The following is a 16,062-nucleotide window of genomic DNA, read 5'->3' on the forward strand; positions in this document are numbered from 1 at the left end:
CTCCCTTCCCTGCCAAAAAGCAAGGAAATGCCGTCTTGCGCACCGATATGGGGCATCGATACAACAGATGCCTATCAAAATCAGATACCAATTAAATAAAACTTTCCACACGGAAAACAGTTGATATATATTCTACGTTTTGCAGTGCCGCCCCCTCCCAGCCCATCGAGCGCCAGCCGCTGACCAGCCAGGCCGGCAGGCCCACTGCATTCCGAACAAAACCACCTTTGGAGTCAGATTCCATGCTAACTTTTATCAATAACATCACCATCGGCAGGCGCTTGCTGCTCGGTTTTGCAGTCGTACTGCTGTGTTCACTGCTGGCGATCGGCATCGGCATCGCCCGCCTGCACACGGTGGCCGAATCGACCCGGCAGTTGCTGGACGAACCGCTGAGCAGCGAACGCCATATCAGCGACTGGTACCGCAATGTGTTTGGCGGCATTCGCCGCACCCTGGCCATTGCCAAGAGCAGCGACAACTCGCTCAGCGAATTCTTTGCCGCCGATGTCGCCGAATCGACCAGGAGTTCTTCGGAACTGCAAAAGCTGATCGAGCCGGCCATCAATACGCCGGAAGAACAAAAGATATGGGGCGAGCTCAGTGAACTGCGCAGGCAATACCTGTCCTCGCGCGATGAAATTCTGGCGTTGAAAAAACAGGGCGAAGCCGAAAAAGCCTCGGCCCTGATCGACAGCAAATTTGGACAGATCGCACAAAACTACGGGGACAAGATCAAGCAGCTGCTGCAGTACGAGCGCGAAGACATCAACCGCCGCGCAAAGGAAATCGGGCAGATCTACGAAGCCAGCCGCAACCTGATGCTGGCCCTGACGGTGCTGACGGTGCTGTTCGTGCTCGTCTGCGCCGCGCTGCTGGCCCGCTCGATCACCGTGCCGCTGGCAAAAGCGGTGCAACTGGCGCGCCAGGTGGCCGACGGCGACCTGACCTCGACCGTCACCAGCACGGCGCGCGATGAAGCGGGGCAGCTGCTGCGCGCGCTGGGCGAGATGAACGGCAAGCTCTCAAGCATGGTCAGCGGGGTGCGCGGTTCGAGCGACACCATCAACACGGCCTCGCATGAAATTGCCGCCGGCAATGCCGACTTGTCGAACCGCACCGAGTCGCAGGCCAGCGCGCTGGAGGAAACCGCCAGCTCGATGGAAGAGCTCACTTCCACCGTGCGGCAGAATGCCGACAATGCGCGCCAGGCCAACCAGTTGGTGATCACGGCCAGCAGCGTGGCCGGACGCGGCGGCAACGTGGTCGAGCAGGTGGTGAGCACCATGAACGGCATCAAGGACAGTTCGCGCAAGATCGCCGACATTATCGGCGTCATCGACGGCATCGCCTTCCAGACCAATATCCTGGCGCTGAACGCGGCAGTGGAAGCGGCGCGCGCTGGCGAGCAGGGCCGTGGTTTTGCCGTGGTCGCCACCGAAGTGCGCAACCTGGCCCAGCGCAGCGCGGGCGCGGCCAAGGAAATCAAGACCCTGATCGGCGACTCCGTCACGCAGGTCGAACAAGGCGGCGCACTGGTCGATGAAGCGGGCAAGACCATGGAAGAAATCGTCACCAGCGTGCGCCAGGTGGCCGACATCATGGCCGAAATCACGGCTGCCAGCGCCGAGCAAAGCGCCGGCATCGACCAGGTCAACACGGCCATTACGCAGATGGATCAGATGACCCAGCAGAACGCGGCGCTGGTGGAGCAATCGTCGGCCGCCGCCGAAAGCATGCGACAAGAGGCCAGCACCCTGGCGCAGGCGATGGCGGTGTTCAAGACCGGTGCGGCAAGCACTCCTGCCCTGCAACGGCCGGCGCCGCCACGGCGTGAACGCCAGCGTCTGGCGGCGTAGTCACAGGATACCAGCGGCCGCCAGTTCGCGGTCCCAGATCGGCCCCGGCTGGTATTCGGCCACCAGGAAATCGATCAGCGCGCGCACCTTGGGTGACAGCTGGCGGCTGGCCGGATACAGCGCGCTGAGGTAATTCAAAGGCAGCGACCAGCCGGCCAGCACCGGTACCAGGCTGCCGTCGAGCAAGGCCCGCCAGGCCAGGAAAGTGGTGCTGTAGACGATGCCCAGGCCCTGCTTTGCGGCCTGCTGCAGCACCAGGCCATTGTTGGCCGTGAAGCCGGCCTGCACGCGCACGCTCACTTCTTCCAGGGTGTGCCCCTCCCCGCGCTGAAAATGCCAGTTCGTGCCATCGGTGAGGTGGCTGAAATGCAGGCACTGGTGATGCAGCAAATCCTGTGGCGTTTGCGGCACGCCGTATTGCGCCAGGTAGGCTGGGCCGGCGCACAGCACGGCGCGGCACGGCGCCAGCGGACGCATGGCCAGCGCGCTGCTGTCGGGAATGCCGCCGACGCGGATGGTCAGGTCAAAGCCATGGCGTATCGGATCGAGCAGGGCGTCGTCGACAAACAATTCGGCTCGCAGCTGCGGGTGCAGCAGGCTGAAGCGCGCCACGGCGTCGGCCAGCCAGGCGCTGCCGAAACTAGACGGCGCCTGGATACGCAGCGGCCCGGCCAGCGCCGCGCCCGCCTGCGCCACATGCGCCACCGAGCGCGCCGCTTCCTGCGCCTGGCTCACCGTCGCCATGCACGGTGCCAGGTAAGCGCGCCCCGCGTCCGTCAGGCTCACTTCGCGCGTCGAACGGTGCAGCAGCCGGGCGTTGAGCTTGTCTTCAAGCTGCATGATGGTCTTGCTGACCATGGCGCGCGACAGGCCCAGCCGCTGGCCGGCCAAGGTGAAGCTGCGCTGCTGCGCCACTTCCACGAAAATTTCCATCGCTTGCAATTGATCCATATCAAAGATTGTCTGCGTTTTGACGACAATCTGTCAACCACTGTGCGATTGTTTGCCACCTTCGACCGTCCTACAATGGCGTCTTCCTTCACCTCCCGGAGCCGCCGCCATGCTGACATCCCAACAACAAGAACAATACCAACGCGACGGCTACCTGGTGCTGCCCGGCTTCAAAAGCCTGGCCGAGATCGCCGTCCTGCGCGCGCGCGCCGAGCAGATTGTCAACGAATTCGATCCCAGTGTCAGCCAGTCGATCTTCACCACGCGCGACCAGGCCAGGAACACCAACGATTATTTCCTCGCCTCCGACAACACCATCCGCTGCTTTTTTGAGGAAGAAGCATTCGGCCCGGACGGTCAGTTAAAGCAAGCCAAGTCGCTGTCGATCAACAAGATCGGCCACGCCATGCATGACCTCGACCCCGTATTCCGCGCGTTTTCGACCGACCCGGCACTGGCGCAGGTGGCGCGCGACTTGGGCCTGATGGAGCCGCAGGTGTGGCAATCGATGTATATTTTCAAGCAGCCCGGCATCGGCGGTGAAGTGCGCTGGCACCAGGACGCCACCTATTTCGAAACCACGCCGATCAGCGTGACCACCTTCTGGTTCGCGCTGGAAGACGCGACCCTGGAAAACGGCTGCCTGTGGGCCGAACCGGGCGGCCACCGCGGCCCGCTGCGCGAGCGCTTTATCCGCAATGGCGACGCCGTGCGCGTCGAAAAACTCGACGCCATGCCCTGGCCCGACGACAGCACCGCCGTACCGCTGGAAGTCAAAGCCGGCGCCCTGGTGTGCTTTCACGGCCTGCTGCCGCACTACAGCGCACCGAACCGCTCGCCCGTCTCGCGCCACGCCTACACGCTGCACGCCACCGATGGGCAAACCGAATACGCCAAACACAACTGGATACAGCGCGATGCGTCCTTGCCGGTACGGGGTTTTGTCTGATGCGCATACAAATTTTTGCGCCGCAGTGGGGCAATCACGAACTGCCCGCCGAGGTCTTCATCGCCAGGGTGGTGGCGGCCGGTTTCGACGGCATCGAAATGTCGCTGCCGCCGGGTGCCGCCCTGCGCGAGGAATGGACGGGCCGCATTGCCGACGCCGGCCTGGCCCTGATCGCGGCGCAGTGGGAAACCGTATTCCACAGCGATTTCGCCGAGCACCGCGCGGCCCTGGCCGAACTGCTGGAAAACGCCTGCCTGGCGCGCCCGCTGCTGGTCAACACGCAGACGGGCAAGGATTACTACAGCGGCGCGCAGAACGCCGAACTGATCGAACTGGCGGCGGCGATTTCGGCACAACATGGCGTGCCCATCGTCCATGAAATCCACCGCAGCCGTTTCAGCGGCCACCCGCTGCTGCTGCTGCCCTACCTGGAGCAGTTTCCGCAGCTGCCGCTGACGGCCGACCTGTCGCACTGGTGCTGCGCCTGCGAGTCCCTGCTGGCAGACCAACCTGCCACGCTGGCGCGCACCCTGCCCCGGGTGCGCCATATCCATGCGCGCGTGGGCCATGCGCAGGGACCGCAGGTGGCCGATTTTCGCGCGCCGGAAGCAAAAGAGGCATTGGACGCCCATCTGGCCTGGTGGGATACGGTGGTGGCGCTGCGCCGCGCGGCCGGCGCCGAGCTGCTGACGTTCACGCCCGAATTCGGCCCGGCGCCGTATCTGCAAACACTGCCTTACACGCAGCAGCCGGTTGCCGACGCCTGGGAACAGAACGTCGCCATGCTCAATTTGCTGCGCCAGCGCTATGCTGGCTACAAGCCGGCATAAGAAAAATTCGCCTGCACGAAATCGATAAACGCGCGCAGCGGCGCCGGCAGGTGGCGCCGGCCCGAATAGTACAAATAAGGTCCCGGAAACGGCAGCACCCAGTCCTGCAGCACCGGCTGCAGCTGGCCCGCATCGATATACGGCTGCAGCCACTCTTCGAACAGGTACACGAGGCCATGGCCGGCAATGGCCATGCCGACGGCGACGTCCATGGCTGTCGGCGTGACGATCAACGGGCCGGCCGGGTCCATGTCGATGCGCTCGCCATCGCGCTCGAACTCCCACGGGGGAATGGCGCCACTCAGGAATTTTCCACGCAGGCAGGCATGCTGCAGCAGCTCGCGCGGATGGCTCGGCACGCCGCGCTGCGCCAGGTAAGCCGGCGCGCCCGCCACCGTAAAACGCTGCGTGCGCGGGCCGATCGGCACGGCGATCATGTCCTGCTCCAGCCGCTCGCCGTAGCGGATGCCGGCGTCGCAGCCGCTGGCGACAATATCGACGAAGTTATTGTCGACCACCAGTTCGACCACGATGTGCGGATACGTGCGCAAAAACTGGTCAAGCATGGGCTGCAGGAAGAAGCGCGCCGCGTTGACCGGCACGTTCAGGCGCAGGCTGCCGCGCGGGCTGCCGCGCAAGTCATTGAGCACGTCGAGCGCGCTGGCCACCTCCCCGAGGGCAGGCCGCAAGCGCGTCAGCAACAACGCGCCGGCCTGGGTCGGCGTCACGCTGCGCGTGGTGCGTTCGAGCAGCCGCATGCCCAGCTGCTGTTCCAGCCGGCGCACGGCCTCGCTCATGGCCGACGCCGACTGGCCCGACAGGCGCGCGGCCTGGCGAAAACCCTGGTGCTGGGCGACCTGGGCAAACGTGGCCAGGTCGGCCATGGAAGGACTCGATGGATACATGATGGATTGTGCGTAAATACGCACAGCCTGTGCGCGATTGCCCCGATTATCACACAGCGCCATCGCCGCTACCATGGTTGCTCCCCTATTGCATCACTCCACAGGAGCAATCATGAGCACGTATTCTCCCTTTCACGACCAGTTCACGCCTGCCGAGAGCAGCCTTGTTTTCAACCGCGTCGGCTACGGCGCCATGCAACTGGCCGGCCCGCATGTCTGGGGTCCGCCGAAGGACCGCGCTCGCGCCGTGGCCGTGCTGCGCGAGGCCATCGAACTGGGCATCAACCATATCGACACCTCGGACTTTTACGGCCCGCACATCACCAACCAGATCATCCGTGAAGCGCTGCACCCGTACCGCGACGATCTCACCATCGTCACCAAGATCGGCTTCGTGCGCGGCGCCGACCAGTCCTGGCTACCGGCCGCCTCGCCACGGCAGCTGCGCGACGCCGTACACGATAACCTGCGCAACCTGGGCCTCGATGTGCTCGACGTGGTCAACCTGCGCGCCCCGGGCATGGCCGGCCCCGATGGCTCCTCGCTGGCAGAACCGCTGGCGACTCTGGTGCAACTGCGGCAGGAAGGACTGGTGCGCCATATCGGCGTATCGAATGTCGATGCGGCGCAGGTGGCCGAGGCGCAGCAGATCACGCCCATCGTCTGCGTGCAGAACCACTACAACCTGGCGCACCGTAATGACGATGCGCTGATCGACACCCTGGCCGCGCAAGGCATCGCCTATGTGCCGTTCTTTCCGCTCGGCGGCTTCTCGCCGCTGCAGTCCGATACCCTGAACCAGGTGGCGGCCCGCCTGCAGGCGACACCGATGCAGGCAGCGCTGGCCTGGCTGCTGCAGCGCGCCCCGAATGTGCTGGTGATACCAGGCACCTCGTCGGTGGCGCATTTGCGCGAAAACGTCGCGGCCGGTGCGCTGACGCTCGACGCGCACGCCTTGGCCGCCCTGGAGTCGCTTGCAGGTCGGTCGTAACTCGCTTGCCAGCCGCTTGTAAGTCGGTTGCAAATCGCTTGTAATTAGATCGCGCGCTATATATACTGTGCAGATGGATACACCCCCCCCCCTGCACCAGGTGCCGCGTCTGGACAGCCAGCTGTGCTTTGCGCTGTACTCGACTTCGCTGGCGATGAACAAGCTGTACCGCAAGCTCCTGCGCAAGCTGGGCCTGACGTACTCGCAATACCTGGTGATGATGGTGTTGTGGGAGCGCGATGGCCTGAGCGTGTCCGAGGTAGGCGAACGCCTGTTCCTCGACTCGGCCACCCTCACGCCCCTGCTCAAGCGCATGGAGCTGGCGGGCCTGTTGAACCGCGCGCGCGCCGCCAGCGACGAGCGCCAGGTCATCATCACGCTCACCGCAGCGGGCAGCGAACTGCGCGAGCAGGCGGCGCTGCTGCCGGAGGCGATCCTGACGGCCAGCCAGTGCAGCGTGGCGCAAGTTGTAGATATGAAACAACAACTCGACCAGTTGCGCGCCAGCCTGATGAAAAGCGGGTAAAAATCTTCTTTTCCCGATCAAAATAAAGCATATCGCGGCATGCACGGCGCACAGCAAAAGCCGGGCTAACATTCACCATTTTTTATTAAAAATCGATACAAAGTATCGCTGCCCTGGATATAGAATAGTCGCCACTATTTCTATACAACAACATCAGGGTGAACATGCGCATTCTTTCCGGCTCCGCGGCCTGCCTGGCTCTTTGCTTTACCGTTTCCGCCTTGGCCGCCGAGCCCTTCGACGACAAGTTCCGCCAGCTCGAAGAAGTGCTGCCCACCCCGAATACCTACCGCACAGCCTCCGGCGCTCCAGGCCACGCCTACTGGCAGCAGCGCGCCGACTACACGATCCGCGCCACGCTCGACGAAGCCAGACGCGAAATCACCGGCAGCGGCACCGTCACCTACCATAACCAGTCTCCCGACACGCTCGCCTACCTGTGGGTGCAGCTGGACCAGAATATCTACAAGAGCGACTCCGACGCGCGCCGCATGGCCACCGTGCCCTCGCGCCAGGCCTGGGCCAAAACGACCGGTGACGACACCATGAAATTCGAGGGCCTGCGCGGCATGCTGGCGCGCGGCGACTTCCAGGGCGGCTTCAATATCCGCTCGCTCAAGGGCGCGGACGGCCAGAGCCTGAAACACGTCGTCAACCGCACCATGATGCGCATCGACCTGCCGCAGCCCCTGAAGCCGGGCCAGGATTTCGTCTTCCAGATCGAGTGGGACTACCGCATCAACGAGCAGAAGGTGCTGGGCGGGCGCGCCGGCTACGAATATTTTGAGGAGGACAAGAACGCCCTGTTCGAACTCGCCCAGTGGTTCCCGCGCATGGCCGCCTATTACGACGTGGCCGGCTGGCAGCACAAGCAGTTTCTCGGCTCGGGCGAATTCACGCTGGAATTCGGCGACTATGACGTGCAGCTGACGGTGCCGGCCGACCATGTGGTGGCCGCCACGGGCGAACTGCAAAACGCGCAGGAAGTATTGACGCCGGCCCAGCGCGCCCGCCTCGAGCAGGCCCGCACCAGCGACAAGCCGGTGCTCATCATCACGCAAAGGGAAGCCGAAGCGGCCGAAAAATCCAGCAGCGGCGCGCAAAAGACCTGGCACTTCAAGGCGGCCAATGTGCGCGACTTTGCCTGGGCTTCGAGCCGCAAGTTCATCTGGGATGCGCAAGGCTACAAGCAGGGCGGCAGCGATCTGATGGCCATGTCCTACTATCCGAAGGAAGGCAATCCGCTGTGGGAAAAATACAGCACGCAAGCCATCGTGCACACCATCGAACAGTACAACAAGTACAGCATCGACTACCCGTATCCGACCGCCATTTCCGTCAACGGTCCGGTGGGCGGCATGGAATACCCGATGATCTCGTTCAACGGCCCGCGCCCCGTCAAGGACAAAAAAACCGGCGAACTGACGTATTCGAAGCGCACCAAATATGGCCTGATCGGCGTGATCATCCATGAAGTGGGCCACAACTATTACCCGATGATCATCAACTCGGACGAGCGCCAGTGGACCTGGATGGACGAAGGCCTGAACACGTTCGTGCAATACCTGGCGCAGCAGGCGTGGGAAGACAACTACCCGGCCTCGCGCGGCGAACCGCGCGAGATCGTCGACTACATGCGTTCACGCGACCAGGTACCGATCATGACCAATTCCGAGTCCTTGCTGCAGTTCGGCAACAACGCCTACGCCAAGCCGGCGGCAGGCCTGAACATACTGCGTGAAACCATTCTGGGGCGCGAGCTGTTTGACTACGCCTTCAAGGAATATGCGCAGCGCTGGAAATTCAAGCGCCCCACGCCGGCGGACTTTTTCCGCACCATGGAAGACGCTTCCGGCACCGACCTCGACTGGTTCTGGCGCGGCTGGTTCTACACCACCGATGCGGTCGACATCAGCATTGACGGCATCAGCGAATATGGCGTCAGTTCAAAAAATCCGGAAACCGAAAAAGCCTGGAAAAAGGCGCAGAAAGCGGCCCAGCCCGAATCCGTCACCAACCGCGCCAATAAGGGCATGGCGCGCAGGATCGACGCACATCCTGAACTGAAGGATTTCTATAACCAGCACGACGACTACACCGTCACCAACCAGGACCGCAACGCTTATGCCGAAGCGATCGCCAAGCTGGAACCGTGGGAAAAAGACCTGCTAAAACAGGGCAAGCATTTGTACCTGGTCGACCTGTCCAACCTGGGCGGCATGGTGATGCCGCTGATCCTGGAGATCGAACTGAAAAGCGGCAAGAAATACATCGAGCGCGTGCCGGCCGAAGTATGGCGCTACTCGCCGAAGAAAATCACCAAGGTCGTCATCACGGCCGAGCCGATGGTGGGCCTGGTGCAGGACCCGTACTGGGAAACAGCCGACATCGACACCAGCAACAACAGCTGGCCCCGCAAGATCACACCGTCGCGCCTGGAACTGTTCAAGAGCGAGAAGTCACCCGGGGACAACCTGATGCGCGACTTTAATACGCCTTTGACAAACCAGGGTGCGCCTGGCGGCAAGGACGACGACGCATGAAGCTGCGACGTTTCTGGGCGATGGCGGTGCTGGCCCTGGCAAGCAGCGCCGCCTGGGCCCATAACTACCATATGGGCATCGCCGATATCAGTTACAACCCGTCGAGCGGCAGCACGGAAATCGTCCATACCTACACGGGCCACGACGTCGAAGCGCTGCTGACCCAGGTGTACCAGCGTCAGATCGACCTGGGCAGGAAAGACAGCGAAGCGTTTCTGCGCCGCTACGTGGAAAAGCAGTTTTATATCATTGGCGCCAATGGCCAGCGCCTGCGCCTGGACTGGGTCGGCGTCAAGGTCAATGCCGACAATGTGGTGATCTTCCAGGAAATTGCCCACACGCGCCTGGCAAGCGGCGCGCGCATCCATAACGCCCTGCTCAGCGATTTCCTGCCCAGCCAGCGCAACACCCTCAATGTGCAGGACGGCGCAAAGATCCAGACGCTGTTCTTTGACCAGAAGAACGTCGAATTGCCGGTCAGGTAAAGCATTTGCAAGCCGGCTGCCACGCGATGCCCATCCAGGTATTAGAATGCCTGTCTGGACAACCTGATAACGGCCGCCATGCGGCCGGCACCGACATGAGCACTGCCGCACCGATCTTCACCGACCCGTCCCACCTTGCCAGCGCCCTGCGCGAGGATGGTTATGCCGTGCTGCGCCCGCAGGACGTGGCCGCGCTGGCCGGCTGCACCCTGCCTGAACTGCGCGCGCTCGAACCGAGCTGGGACAACCTCGCGCTCGACAATTACCTCAAGGATGGCGGCCGCTACCGCCGCCGGCGCCACTCCTGCTTCGTGCAGGACGGCGGCGCGCTGGTGCAGACACCGCACCGCGCGCACTGGCAGCCGGTCGAATACAACGCCCTGCACGGCGGCATGCACCGCCTGTTCGAGCCGGTGGAGCCGGCCATTGCCGCGCAGACGGCCTGGCGCCAGCTGGTCGTCGCGCTGGGCGACATCTGCTCGCAGGCCAGGGGCGCGCAGCCCTGGTTCATCGAGGCGCACCAGTTCCGCATCGATACCACCGACGGCATCGGCCGCCCCACGCCGGAAGGCGCGCACCGCGACGGCGTCGATTTCGTCGCCGTGCTGCTGATAGGCCGCCAGTCCATCAAGGGCGGCGAGACGCGCATCTTCGAAGCCGATGGCCCCAACGGCAAGCGCTTTACCTTGAGCGAACCATGGTCGCTGCTGCTGCTTGACGACGCAGCGGTGATCCATGAATCGACGCCGATCCAGCCTGTGGGCGCGGCCGGCCATCGCGATACGCTGGTGCTGACCTACCGCGCAGGCCAGTTCCAGGGCGAAAACTAAAAGCACGAGGCAGCCCCGCGGACGGCCGAAATAGTGACCATGAAGTTACTTTGAAGTTACTTTTAAGCGGCCAAATCCGATATAGTCGCAAGATATCCATACTGGCCGCTAATCGTGTCCGGTACTCAAATACCCAGAAGCGAGGAGAGGTCCGTGGACTCCAACAACCAGATCAAGCCCGACGAAATCGAAATCCTGATCGTCGAAGACAGCCCGACCCAGGCCGAACGCTTGCGCCGCCTGATCCAGTCGCTGCACTACAAGGCGCGCGTGGCCGCCAACGGCCAACTGGCCCTGGCCGCGATCCGCGAGCGCAAGCCGCACCTGGTGCTGTCCGATATCGTCATGCCGGAAATGAACGGCTACGACCTGTGCCGCGCCATCAAGGCCGATCCCACCCTGCGCGACATTCCCGTGATCCTGGTTACCTCGCTCAACGACCCGAAGGACATTATCCGCGGCATCGAGTGCGGCGCCGACAATTTCATCCGCAAGCCGTACGCGGAAGACTATCTGCTCAACCGCATCAGCCACATGCTGATGAACCAGAAGCTGCGCAAGAACCAGAACGTCGAAATCGGCATCGCGCTCTACCTGGGCGACCAGAAGCATTTCATCAATGCCGAGCGCCAGCAGATCCTCGACCTGTTGATCTCGACCTATGAACAGGCGGTGCAGGTCAATGGCGAGCTGCAGGCGCGCGAGCGCCAGGTGATCGAACTGAACATGCGCCTGGCCCACCACGCAGCCGAGCTGGAAACGACCAACCGCGAAATCGCCCTGAAAAACCTCGAACTGGTCGAGGCGAGCCGCATGAAGTCGGCCTTTATCGCCAATATGTCGCACGAGCTGCGCACCCCGCTGAACGCCATCATCGGGTTTACCGGCGCGCTGCTGATGAAATTACCGGGGCCGCTGACGGCCGACCAGGACAAGCAACTGACCACCATCCGCGCCAGCGCACGCCATCTGCTGTCGCTGATCAACGACATCCTCGACGTGGCCAAGATCGAGGCGGGCAAGCTGACGCTGTCGATCGAGCCCGTCCCGTGCCACGACCTGATCGCCGAAGTGGCCGACACCTTGCGCCCGCTGGCCCAGCAAAAGGGCCTGCTGCTGGAAGTGGATGCGGGCGCGCAAAAGGTAGTCATCGACACCGACCGCCGCGCGCTGACGCAAATCCTGATCAACCTGCTCAACAACGCCATCAAGTTCACGGAACAGGGCACCGTGCGCATCAGCCTGGCCCAGCGCGAGGAAGACGGCGCGCGCGTGACCGAAATGAGCATCACCGACAGCGGCGCCGGCATCAGGCAGGAAGACCAGGCCAAGCTGTTCCAGGCCTTCTCGCAGCTCGATTCGACCTCCACCCGCCATGCGGAAGGGGCGGGCCTGGGCCTGTACCTGTGCCAGAACCTGGCCAACGCCATCGGCGGCGCCCTGTTCTTCAACAGCGACTACGGCCAGGGCAGCACCTTTACACTGGCGCTGCGCAGCTGACATGATCGAAATGTCACCGTAGTTCTACGGTATTGCACTGCACCATTTTTAGCGCTATAGTGGACTTGTCTCCTCCAAGCGTTCCTCGAACATTTGGATTTGGCCCGCGACTCAACCCGCGGGCTTTTTTTTGTCCATTGGCCATCGAACCAAACCTACTGCGCGTCGCGCTTTGCGGCCGGCGATGCTCACCGTACTTGAGTACGGCTGCGCTTCTCGGCCACAAATCACTGCCGCTCGCTACGGTTTTGTTCGACGTCGTGACGCCAACTGATTGTTATCTCTGTTCATAAGTGAATCAAACGATTAAGTTATATCATTTGTTTTAGTTATGTGATTTAATTCCCAGCATGAGAAAACCTTCACCACCGGCGCCGGCAGGGCCGGCAAAGGACGAGCCGGGCTGGCGCAATCTGTTTGGCCACTGCGTGGCGCGCAAGCCCCGTTCCGATGGCGAGCAGTCGCGCGAGCGCCTGCTGCGCAGCGCCATCCGCCTGTTTGCCGAACAGGGCTATGCCCGCACTTCCACGCGCGAACTGGCGCAGGCGGCCGGCGCCAATGCGGCCGCCATCAGCTATTATTTCGGCGACAAGGCGGGCCTGTACCGCGCCGCCTTTGCCGAGCAGTCGAGCGACCCGCTCGGCAATATCGCCCTGTTCGACCAGCCCGATTTCACCCTGCGCCAGACGCTGCAGGGTTTTTATGCGCAGATGCTCGCGCCCATGCAGCAGGGTGAACGGGCGCGCGACGCCATGCGCTTGTGGTGCCGCGAAATGCTCGAACCGACGGGCTTGTGGGCGCGCGAAATCGAGCAGAACATCCGTCCCGAGCACGAAGCGTTCGCGCGCGTGCTGGCGCGCCACCTGGGCGCCGACGCCGACAGCGACGACATGCACCGGCTGGCCTTTTCGATCGCTTCGCTTGCATTGCAACATATGGTCGGCGCCGACGTGATCGAGGTGCTGCGCCCGCAGCTGATGGCCACGCCCCAGGCCGCCGAGACCTGGCTCGGCCGCATGGTCGACTACGCTCTGGCGATGGCCGAAGTCGAACGCGCACGATTGCACGCCACTCCCACCATCGATACCGCAAAGGACCAGCATGAGGAAGTCTGAATACGCCCTGGCCGCCAGCATGATGCTGGCGCTGGCAGGCTGCGCCGTGCAGGGGCCACCCGCCACCGTGGCGGCGAGCACGCCCGCCAACTGGCACGCGCCGCTGCCGCACAACGGCAACGTGGCCGACCTGGCCAACTGGTGGCGCCAGCAGGGCGACGCCCTGCTGGTCGAGCTGATTACCGACGCCCAGCAGGTCAGCCCGAGCATCGCCGCGGCCCGCACCCGCATCGTGCAATCGCGCGCCGACCGCGTGGCCAGCGGCGCGGCGCTGGCGCCCGTGTTGGATGCCACCGGCAGCGTGGTGCGCACCAGCCAGCAGTCCGCCCAGCCGGGCGGCACCACCTCGCAGGCGGCGCTGCAAGCGTCATGGGAAATCGATGTCTTCGGCGCCAACCGCGCCACGCGCGACGCGGCCTCGGCGCGCCTGGACAGCGCGCAGGCCGGCTGGCACGACGCGCGCGTGTCGGTGGCGGCCGAAGTGGCGAACCAGTACTACAGCCTGCGCGCCTGCCGCCAGCTGCAAGGCGTGGCCGAACAGGACGCCGCCTCGCGCAGCGACACGGCGCGCCTGACGCAATTGAGCGCCGACGCCGGCTTCCAGGCGCCGGCCAACGCCGCGCTGGCCCGTGCCAGCGCCGCCGAAGGCGCCAGCCGCGCCATCGAGCAGCGCGCCGTGTGCGACGTGGGGGTGCAGGCGCTGGTGGCCTTGACCGCCATGCCGGAAGACAGCTTGCGCGCCAGGCTGGCCGCCGCGCCGCTGGTGACGCCGGCGCCGCTGGCCATCAATACCCTGCCGGCACAGACGCTGGCGCAGCGGCCCGACATCTTCAGCGCCGAGCGCGAAGTGGCGGCCGCCAGTTTTGAAGTGGGCGGCGCCAAAGCCCAGCGCTATCCGCGCCTGAGCCTGGCCGGGTCGATTGGCAAAGGCAATATCCGCGCCGGCGGCCAGAGCATCACCGGCAGCACCTGGAGCATCGGCCCGCTGGCCGTGACGCTGCCGGTCTTCGACGGCGGGCGCCGCCGCGCCCAGGTCGACGCCGCCGTGGCCCGCTATGACGAAGCCGTCGTCAAATACCGCGCCGGCGTGCGCCAGGCCGTGCGCGAAGTGGAGGAAGCCTTGCTGAACCTGCAAAGCACGGACGCGCGCGGCAGCCACGCGCAAACGGCGCTCGAAGGCTATCGCGTGGCGTTTGTCGCCACCGACGAGCGCTACAAGAACGGCCTGGCCAGCCTGCTCGAACTGGAGGACGCGCGCCGCACGCGCCTGGCCGCCGAAAACACCGTGGTCAATCTGCAGCGCGAACGCAGCAGCGCCTGGGTGGCGCTGTACCGCGCCGCCGGCGGCGGCTGGAACGCCGGCCAGAGCGCCCTGCAAGACGCCACCGCCCCCTGATACACCGCAATCTATCTGACGGACCAGAACATGAAAACACTGACATTCAAACCGCTTGCCGTGGCCATCGCGGCCTGTTGCCTGCTGGCCGGCGCCGGCGTGGCGCTGTATCCGGCGCCCTCCAGCGCCGCCGATGAAAAGAAGGCCGTGCAAAAGCCGGCCCTGACGGTGACCACCACCAAACCGCAAACGAGCAAACTGCCGATCAAATTGAGCGCCAACGGCAACGTGGCCGCCTGGCAGGAAGCCATTATCGGCAGCGAATCGAACGGCCTGCGCCTGACCGATGTGCGCGTCAACGTCGGCGACGTGGTGCGCGCCGGCCAGGTGCTGGCCGTGTTCTCCAGCGACACGGTCAACGCCGATGTGGCGCAGGCCAGGGCGGCGGTGCTGGAAGCCGAAGCGAACGCCGCCGAAGCGTCGGCCAACGCCGCGCGCGCCCGCTCGCTGCAAACCACGGGCGCCATCAGCGCCCAGCAGATCAGCCAGTACCTGACGGCCGAACAGACCGCCAACGCCCGTATCGCATCAAGCAGGGCGCAGCTGGCGCAACAGCAGCTGCGCCTGAAATACACGCAGGTGACGGCCCCCGACAGCGGCGTGATCTCGTCGCGCTCGGCCACCGTCGGCTCGGTGGTGGGCGCCGGCACGGAGCTGTTCCGCCTGATCCGCCAGGGCCGCCTGGAGTGGCGCGCCGAAGTGACGGCGGCCGAACTGCTCAATTTGAAAGCGGGCACCCTGGCCGAAGTGAAGGCCGCCAATGGCAGCGTCTTGACGGGCAAGGTGCGCATGATCGCGCCGACGGTCGACCCGCAAACGCGCTCGGCCCTCGTCTACGTGGACCTGCCGGCCGGCGCCGCCGGCAATGCCCCGTTCAAGGCCGGCATGTACGCCAGCGGCGCGTTCGAGCTGGGGACCTCGGGCGCCTTGACCGTGCCGCAGCAGGCGATCGCCGTGCGCGACGGCTTCAGCTATGTGTTCCGGTTGAATCCCGACCAGCGCGTCAGCCAGATCAAGGTGCAGCCGGGCCGGCGCCTGACGGACCGCATCGAAATCGTCTCGGGCATCACGGCCGATACCACCATCGTCGTCAATGGCGCCGGTTTCCTCAATGATGGCGACCTGGTCAGGAATATTGTCACCCCGGTCGCCAGCCCGGCCGCCGCGCCGGCAAGAAAATAA

At 64.1% G+C, this 16,062-nt stretch carries 15 protein-coding genes; 12 read left to right on the forward strand and 3 right to left on the reverse strand.

The window, feature by feature from the left end:
* Window positions 1-91: 91 nt before the first annotated feature.
* Window positions 92-244 carry a hypothetical protein gene (locus tag CD932_RS28700; protein ID WP_176460887.1) on the reverse strand — a complete coding sequence of 51 codons (153 nt, stop codon included), beginning with the start codon at window positions 242-244 and terminating at the stop codon, window positions 92-94.
* Between CD932_RS28700 and CD932_RS05430 the strand changes: the two genes are divergently transcribed.
* Window positions 243-1,859 (forward strand): methyl-accepting chemotaxis protein, encoded by a 1,617-nt coding sequence (locus tag CD932_RS05430; protein ID WP_094441741.1) that lies wholly within the window; start codon window positions 243-245, stop codon window positions 1,857-1,859. The two genes, CD932_RS28700 and CD932_RS05430, sit on opposite strands and share 2 nt — an antisense overlap.
* Here CD932_RS05430 and CD932_RS05435 read toward each other — a convergent pair whose 3' ends face one another.
* Window positions 1,860-2,810 carry a LysR family transcriptional regulator gene (locus CD932_RS05435; protein ID WP_254926475.1) on the reverse strand — a complete coding sequence of 317 codons (951 nt, stop codon included), beginning with the start codon at window positions 2,808-2,810 and terminating at the stop codon, window positions 1,860-1,862.
* Between the two features lie 109 nt (window positions 2,811-2,919).
* Here CD932_RS05435 and CD932_RS05440 point away from each other — a divergent pair, with 109 nt between their 5' ends.
* Both CD932_RS05440 and CD932_RS05445 read left to right on the forward strand, forming a co-directional pair.
* Complete coding sequence (locus tag CD932_RS05440; protein WP_094441743.1) at window positions 2,920-3,759, forward strand: phytanoyl-CoA dioxygenase family protein; 840 nt, start codon at window positions 2,920-2,922, stop codon at window positions 3,757-3,759.
* Window positions 3,759-4,589, forward strand: a complete 831-nt coding sequence (locus CD932_RS05445; protein ID WP_094441744.1) for a sugar phosphate isomerase/epimerase — start codon at window positions 3,759-3,761, stop codon at window positions 4,587-4,589. Before CD932_RS05440 ends, CD932_RS05445 begins: the two co-directional genes overlap by 1 nt.
* On the opposite strand, the gene CD932_RS05450 is transcribed toward CD932_RS05445, so the two are convergent.
* On the reverse strand, window positions 4,574-5,494 hold the full coding sequence (locus CD932_RS05450; protein ID WP_254926476.1) for a LysR family transcriptional regulator: 921 nt from the start codon (window positions 5,492-5,494) through the stop codon (window positions 4,574-4,576). The genes CD932_RS05445 and CD932_RS05450 overlap by 16 nt on opposite strands.
* A gap of 112 nt (window positions 5,495-5,606) precedes the next feature.
* Between CD932_RS05450 and CD932_RS05455 the strand changes: the two genes are divergently transcribed.
* From CD932_RS05455 to CD932_RS05495, 9 genes are all read left to right on the forward strand, one after another.
* Window positions 5,607-6,485 carry an aldo/keto reductase family oxidoreductase gene (locus tag CD932_RS05455; protein ID WP_094441746.1) on the forward strand — a complete coding sequence of 293 codons (879 nt, stop codon included), beginning with the start codon at window positions 5,607-5,609 and terminating at the stop codon, window positions 6,483-6,485.
* Window positions 6,486-6,558: 73 nt separating this feature from the next.
* Complete coding sequence (locus CD932_RS05460; RefSeq protein WP_094443471.1) at window positions 6,559-7,011, forward strand: MarR family winged helix-turn-helix transcriptional regulator; 453 nt, start codon at window positions 6,559-6,561, stop codon at window positions 7,009-7,011.
* Between the two features lie 164 nt (window positions 7,012-7,175).
* A complete protein-coding gene (locus CD932_RS05465) occupies window positions 7,176-9,554 on the forward strand; it encodes a M1 family aminopeptidase (RefSeq protein WP_094441747.1) in 2,379 nt (792 codons plus the stop codon).
* Window positions 9,551-10,039, forward strand: coding sequence for a DUF6702 family protein (locus CD932_RS05470; protein ID WP_094441748.1), 489 nt, complete (start codon window positions 9,551-9,553; stop codon window positions 10,037-10,039). The genes CD932_RS05465 and CD932_RS05470 overlap by 4 nt, the downstream gene beginning before the upstream one ends.
* A gap of 95 nt (window positions 10,040-10,134) precedes the next feature.
* Window positions 10,135-10,869, forward strand: a complete 735-nt coding sequence (locus tag CD932_RS05475) for a 2OG-Fe dioxygenase family protein (protein WP_094443472.1) — start codon at window positions 10,135-10,137, stop codon at window positions 10,867-10,869.
* 153 nt (window positions 10,870-11,022) lie between these two features.
* Complete coding sequence (locus CD932_RS05480) at window positions 11,023-12,369, forward strand: hybrid sensor histidine kinase/response regulator (RefSeq protein WP_094441749.1); 1,347 nt, start codon at window positions 11,023-11,025, stop codon at window positions 12,367-12,369.
* A 350-nt stretch (window positions 12,370-12,719) separates the two neighbouring features.
* Complete coding sequence (locus CD932_RS05485) at window positions 12,720-13,484, forward strand: CerR family C-terminal domain-containing protein (RefSeq protein WP_094441750.1); 765 nt, start codon at window positions 12,720-12,722, stop codon at window positions 13,482-13,484.
* Window positions 13,471-14,880 carry an efflux transporter outer membrane subunit gene (locus CD932_RS05490; RefSeq protein WP_094441751.1) on the forward strand — a complete coding sequence of 470 codons (1,410 nt, stop codon included), beginning with the start codon at window positions 13,471-13,473 and terminating at the stop codon, window positions 14,878-14,880. Before CD932_RS05485 ends, CD932_RS05490 begins: the two co-directional genes overlap by 14 nt.
* A 30-nt stretch (window positions 14,881-14,910) precedes the next feature.
* Window positions 14,911-16,062 carry an efflux RND transporter periplasmic adaptor subunit gene (locus CD932_RS05495; RefSeq protein ID WP_094441752.1) on the forward strand — a complete coding sequence of 384 codons (1,152 nt, stop codon included), beginning with the start codon at window positions 14,911-14,913 and terminating at the stop codon, window positions 16,060-16,062.

This window comes from Janthinobacterium sp. PC23-8 (assembly GCF_002250505.1).
In the GTDB taxonomy this organism is placed as follows: domain Bacteria; phylum Pseudomonadota; class Gammaproteobacteria; order Burkholderiales; family Burkholderiaceae_D; genus Janthinobacterium.

What these genes read in the sequence shown, in the direction of transcription:
- CD932_RS05450 (WP_254926476.1), bottom strand. Translation starts at nt 5,494, where the DNA reads ATGTATCCATCGAGTCCTTCCATGGCCGACCTGGCCACGTTTGCCCAG.
- CD932_RS05455 (WP_094441746.1), top strand. Translation starts at nt 5,607, where the DNA reads ATGAGCACGTATTCTCCCTTTCACGACCAGTTCACGCCTGCCGAGAGC.
- CD932_RS05490 (WP_094441751.1), top strand. Translation starts at nt 13,471, where the DNA reads ATGAGGAAGTCTGAATACGCCCTGGCCGCCAGCATGATGCTGGCGCTG.
- CD932_RS05435 (WP_254926475.1), bottom strand. Translation starts at nt 2,810, where the DNA reads ATGGATCAATTGCAAGCGATGGAAATTTTCGTGGAAGTGGCGCAGCAG.
- CD932_RS05485 (WP_094441750.1), top strand. Translation starts at nt 12,720, where the DNA reads ATGAGAAAACCTTCACCACCGGCGCCGGCAGGGCCGGCAAAGGACGAG.
- CD932_RS05460 (WP_094443471.1), top strand. Translation starts at nt 6,559, where the DNA reads ATGGATACACCCCCCCCCCTGCACCAGGTGCCGCGTCTGGACAGCCAG.
- CD932_RS05470 (WP_094441748.1), top strand. Translation starts at nt 9,551, where the DNA reads ATGAAGCTGCGACGTTTCTGGGCGATGGCGGTGCTGGCCCTGGCAAGC.
- CD932_RS05495 (WP_094441752.1), top strand. Translation starts at nt 14,911, where the DNA reads ATGAAAACACTGACATTCAAACCGCTTGCCGTGGCCATCGCGGCCTGT.
- CD932_RS05465 (WP_094441747.1), top strand. Translation starts at nt 7,176, where the DNA reads ATGCGCATTCTTTCCGGCTCCGCGGCCTGCCTGGCTCTTTGCTTTACC.
- CD932_RS05475 (WP_094443472.1), top strand. Translation starts at nt 10,135, where the DNA reads ATGAGCACTGCCGCACCGATCTTCACCGACCCGTCCCACCTTGCCAGC.
- CD932_RS05440 (WP_094441743.1), top strand. Translation starts at nt 2,920, where the DNA reads ATGCTGACATCCCAACAACAAGAACAATACCAACGCGACGGCTACCTG.
- CD932_RS05445 (WP_094441744.1), top strand. Translation starts at nt 3,759, where the DNA reads ATGCGCATACAAATTTTTGCGCCGCAGTGGGGCAATCACGAACTGCCC.
- CD932_RS05430 (WP_094441741.1), top strand. Translation starts at nt 243, where the DNA reads ATGCTAACTTTTATCAATAACATCACCATCGGCAGGCGCTTGCTGCTC.
- CD932_RS28700 (WP_176460887.1), bottom strand. Translation starts at nt 244, where the DNA reads ATGGAATCTGACTCCAAAGGTGGTTTTGTTCGGAATGCAGTGGGCCTG.